Source organism: Candidatus Binatota bacterium, from assembly GCA_012960245.1.
Taxonomy (GTDB): domain Bacteria; phylum Desulfobacterota; class Binatia; order UBA1149; family UBA1149; genus UBA1149.
The window spans coordinates 1-4,319 of the sequence record DUBO01000014.1 but is presented as its reverse complement, the minus strand read 5'-3'; the positions used below and the strand labels follow the sequence as shown (position 1 = coordinate 4,319).

3 protein-coding genes are annotated in these 4,319 nt (G+C 64.1%); 1 reads left to right on the top strand and 2 read right to left on the bottom strand.

All coding sequences use genetic code 11. The features are described 5' to 3' along the window. Nucleotides 1–42: 42 nt before the first annotated feature. A complete protein-coding gene (locus EYQ35_02260; protein ID HIF62966.1) occupies nucleotides 43–1,497 on the bottom strand; it encodes an amidase in 1,455 nt (484 codons plus the stop codon). A 104-nt stretch (nucleotides 1,498–1,601) separates the two neighbouring features. On the opposite strand from EYQ35_02260, the gene EYQ35_02255 reads away from it, so the two are divergent. Next, nucleotides 1,602–2,393 (top strand): enoyl-CoA hydratase/isomerase family protein, encoded by a 792-nt coding sequence (locus tag EYQ35_02255; protein HIF62965.1) that lies wholly within the window; start codon nucleotides 1,602–1,604, stop codon nucleotides 2,391–2,393. Here EYQ35_02255 and EYQ35_02250 read toward each other — a convergent pair. Then, entirely contained in the window at nucleotides 2,380–3,810 is a 1,431-nt protein-coding gene (locus EYQ35_02250; GenBank protein HIF62964.1) for a wax ester/triacylglycerol synthase family O-acyltransferase, read from the bottom strand. The genes EYQ35_02255 and EYQ35_02250 overlap by 14 nt on opposite strands. Between the last annotated feature and the right edge of the window lie 509 nt (nucleotides 3,811–4,319).

Here is a 4,319-nt window from a genome sequence, read left to right as displayed (position 1 = left end):
CCCCCCCGAATAGTTGGGTGCAGGCGGGTAGCCGTTTTGCGACTAAGAGGCGAACACAGGCGGGCGACGGTCGGCCCAGGGGTTGGCCTTCTCCAGTTGTCCGGCCACCGAGTACAGGAGGTCTTCACGTCCGTGCGCCGCGGTAATCATTACACCCACCGGCAGCCCGTCGCTGGACCAGTGCAAGGGCAGCGAGATAGCCGGCTGGCCGGTGACGTTGGCCACGGGCGTGTAGGGGATCAGCTCCAGGATCTTCTGCGTGGAGCTTTCGACGTCGCCGTCTTTGGGGCTGAGGTCGCCGATTCTCGGAGGTGTTGAGCCCAGCGTGGGCGTGACCAGGAGATCGAATCCGTCCTCTTGCCACCAGCCCAGCATTCGCCGGGTGTAGCGGCTCATCCACTTGAGCGTGTCTATGTAGTCGGCGGCCAGCACGGGGCGCCCGATGGAGGCCATCATGGCAGTGCCGGCTTCTACCTGCTCGTCGCCCACGCTGCGGCCGGTAATCGTGGCCCACTCGTTCAAGCTGGCGGCCACCCAGCTGCCGATCACGCGCATGAAGTGAAAGCGCAGTTCTTCGAGTTCATCGAAGGCCGAAGGGTGAGACTCTTCTACTTCGTGGCCCAGCGATGACAACAGGCGCCCGGCGTTGAGCACCGCGGTTTCGCATTCCGGGTTGAGCGGTATCGACTGGCCGGGGAAGCTGGTCATGAGCCCCAGCTTGAGACGCCCGGGCTCGGTGGTGGCGGCCTGCAACCATGATCCAGAGGGGCCGGGGGCGGTGTAGGGGTCACCGGCCTCGTAGCTGGCCACGCAGTCGAGAACCGCGGCGCTGTCGCGCACCGAGCGCGTGACGACGTGCGAATTGACCAGGCCCGCCCAGTACTCGCCGTAGTCTGGCCCCAACGAACAGCGCCCACGAGTGGGCTTGAGGCCGACCAGCCCACACTCACTTGCGGGGATGCGTATAGAGCCACCGCCGTCGCTCGCGTGTGCGACCGGCACCATGCCCGATGCTACGGCCGCTCCCGAGCCGCCGCTGCTGCCTCCCGTGGAATGCGCGGTGTTCCAGGGGTTGAGGCTGGGCCCGTAGGACTCGGGCTCGGTGGTGACGGTGAGCCCCAGTTCCGGGGTGTTGGTCTTGCCCAGGGTGACGAAGCCGGCCGCGTTGAATTTTTTTACCAGCGTTGAGTCGTGGTCAGGACGGTAGTCGAGTTCCTTGAGCAGCTTCATGCCACAGTGAAACGGGTCGCCGGCCGAGGCCGCGTCGAGATCCTTGAGCAGGAAGGGGACTCCCTTGAACGGGCCGTCGCCGAGCTCATCGGATTGGGCCCTGCGCCGGGCCTGGTCGTAGAGCGTGGTGATGACGGCGTTGAGCTCGCCGTTGACCGATTCGATGCGTTCGATCGCGGCCTCCACGAGTTCGGCTGCGCTGGCCTCCCCACTGGCCACGAGTTCGGCCTGGGCCAGTGCGTCCATCTTGTTCAGATCGTTGCTCATCAGTTGTCTCCCCGTCACCGAGGCCGGTTTCAGTTGACCGGCAGGCAACAGGTATAGTGGCCCCCGGCGGCTGTTGAAAGCAGGCGCAGGGGAGAGAAAACGGGATGCCTTACCAGTACCAGTCGTTACGCGTTGAAACCGTTGGCGGTGTGCTCCGGGTCACGATCGACAGGCCGGACAGTGATCTGAACGCAGTCGATGAAGTGCTGCACGCCGAACTGGCGCGTCTTTTTTCTGACTTGCGCCACGAGAACGAGGCCAGGGCGGTGCTGCTAACCGGTGAGGGCAGGGCTTTTTCGGCGGGCGGCGATTTTGAATGGTTTCCCAGCTTGCAGAAGCCCGGCAAACTGGAGGAACTCAAGCGGGACGCCAGGTCGCTTATCTGGGACCTGCTCGACGTCGAGCTGCCCATAGTGGCGGCCGTCAACGGGCCGGCAATAGGCTTGGGCGCTACCATCGCGCTGCTGTGCGACACGATATTCATGGCCGAGAGCGCGACGGTGGCAGACCCTCACGTAAGGGTAGGGCTGGTCGCGGGCGACGGCGGTACGGTGGCGTGGCCACTTGCCGTCGGGCCGGCCCGCGCCAAGCAGTACCTGATGACTGGTGACCCGGTGTCGGCGCAGGAGGCCGAGAGGATAGGGCTGGTCAACTTCGTGGTGCCCGACGACGAACTCGATCAGCGCGCCATGGAGTTCGCCGCTCGATTGGCCGACCTGGCGCCCTTGCCGCTGCGCTACACCAAGGCGGCCGTCAACAAGCTGGTCAAGGAGGCGCTCAATACTTCGTTTGATTTTGCCCTGGAGATGGAGATCTCTACTTTTCACAGCGAAGACCACGCCGAGGCCCTCGCTGCGATAAAGGGAAAAAGAAAGCCCTCGTTTAAGGGGCTCTGACTTCCCCCTCGTCCGCCGCGGTCGCGCAGCAAGTCGAGAGCTCGTTTGCGGCGCTGACAAACTCGAGGGCTAGTCGCCAGGGATCGCTTATAGATCGGGGGCAGGCGAGGATCCCGAGATCGAGTTGCCCCTGGTAGCTCATGACGGTCAGGTTGAGGCCGGCGCCGTCCATGACCGGCCCCAGCGGATAGGCGGCGGTGATGCGTGCCCCGCCGGCGTACAGGGCCATGGCAGGACCGGCCACGTTGGATATAATCAGGCTGTGCACCGGCTTGACCCACTCCGCCAGGCCTAGCGTCGACCAGCTGCGTACCGCTCCCGATACCAGCGTATGCGGCGCGACTTCCATCCATTTCTCTAGCAGGCGGCCGCCCATGTTCCTGTAGGCCTGCTTGGCGTGCGTGGCGTTGCGCTTAACGGCCAGCAGTTGGTGCAGGGGCTTGTCCAGGTGAACCGGCAGCTCGATCAGCATTATCGATACGTGGTTGCCGGGGGTGTCACTCGGTGCGTCCAGTGAAACCGGCACGACGGCTACCAGGGGGCCGTTGGGCATGCGATCGACGTGAGCCAGGTAGCGCCTGAGCGCCAGGCTGCAGGTGGTCAGGACCATGTCGTTTACGGTGGCATCATAGGCGTGGCCGGCAGTTTTCAAGCGATCAAGCGGCACGCGGGCAAAGGCCACGCAGCGTTCCGGGCCTACCGTTCTATTGAGTACCGTGCGGCAACGCTGGTTGGCCGCGGGGGGCAGGCGTTCGCGGGGGTCGAGCATCGCCTTGAGAGCCGGCCAGGCACTTTCCCGCGCGGTACTGTGAAGTGCGTCGGCAAGTCGCGCGGGTAGTTTCAGTAGTGATTCAACTGCCCAGCGACCGAGGCGCAGGCTGGACGGAAGCGCCCCGTGTTCGGGCGGACCACTGGAGTCGCAGGGGTCGTTGCCATCGCAATCTGGTTCGAGATCAAACATCGAGGCCAGCATCTGTGCGCCCCCGACCCCATCGACGGCCGCGTGGTGAACCTTTATGACCGCTGCCAGCAGCCCACCGGCCAGGCCCTCTATCATCCACAGCTCCCACGGGGGCCTGTGGTGATCGAGTTGCCTGCCGGCTGCTCTACCGAGTACCGTGGCAAGTTCGCGCTGCGATGCGTTGCCGCCCAGGTTTATCCGGTTCACGTGGGCCGAAAGCTCAAAGCGTGGATCGCTTACCCACACCGCGTCGCCCAGTGGCGGCCTGAGTATCCTCCGTGAGAAGAAACGCTGGCCGGCGAGGCGCAGCAGCAGCCTTTCTTCAATCCTGGCGCTGTCTGGTCCGCCGGGCATCGTGGAGGGGTCGAGGAGCAGGGTGGCTGCCACGTGCATGTGGGCGCGCGGGGTCTCCATGTCGAAGAACGCGGTGTCCATTCCGGAAAGTCGGGTCAACAAGGCGTGGTCTCCTCCCGCTCACCATTGCAAGAAGCGAGCCCGCGTTACTGGCTCTGCCACCAGCTTTTTATCGTCATGGTTTCCCATCACTGGGAAATCACCGCGTTGCCAACCGTTTCTGCTGCGAAAATGGTAAGCTTCCAGGTGCTGCTTGCCAGCGCGCTGGTTTCCAAGTCAACAGTCTCGCAAGAAGTCTGTGGCTCTCACCGGTGACTATGAGAAGAACACCGAGATCATGGTCACCGAAGCGGTCAGGTCGCCGTTGAGCGCGAGGTCGACGTATTTCTCCCTTGAGGCGGGGGAGTGGCGTATGTGCGCGACACCCCCGGTTGGGGGGAGTGTCGTTTTTGCACAGCGCCCTGCTGAGCTCGCGGCCTCCTTGCGCCTGGGCCAAGCGGGTCGGGAAAGCACGAAGATGCAGGTGATGTAAGGAAAAACCGGGCTTCCAGTAGACCACGGGGCGTGACACCGTGGGCGGGTGACCAGAACCTGGACTCTCTGCGTGGCCC

Coding starts and splice junctions, on each gene's coding strand:
- EYQ35_02260 (HIF62966.1), bottom strand. CDS start 1,497: ATGAGCAACGATCTGAACAAGATGGACGCACTGGCCCAGGCCGAACTC.
- EYQ35_02255 (HIF62965.1), top strand. CDS start 1,602: ATGCCTTACCAGTACCAGTCGTTACGCGTTGAAACCGTTGGCGGTGTG.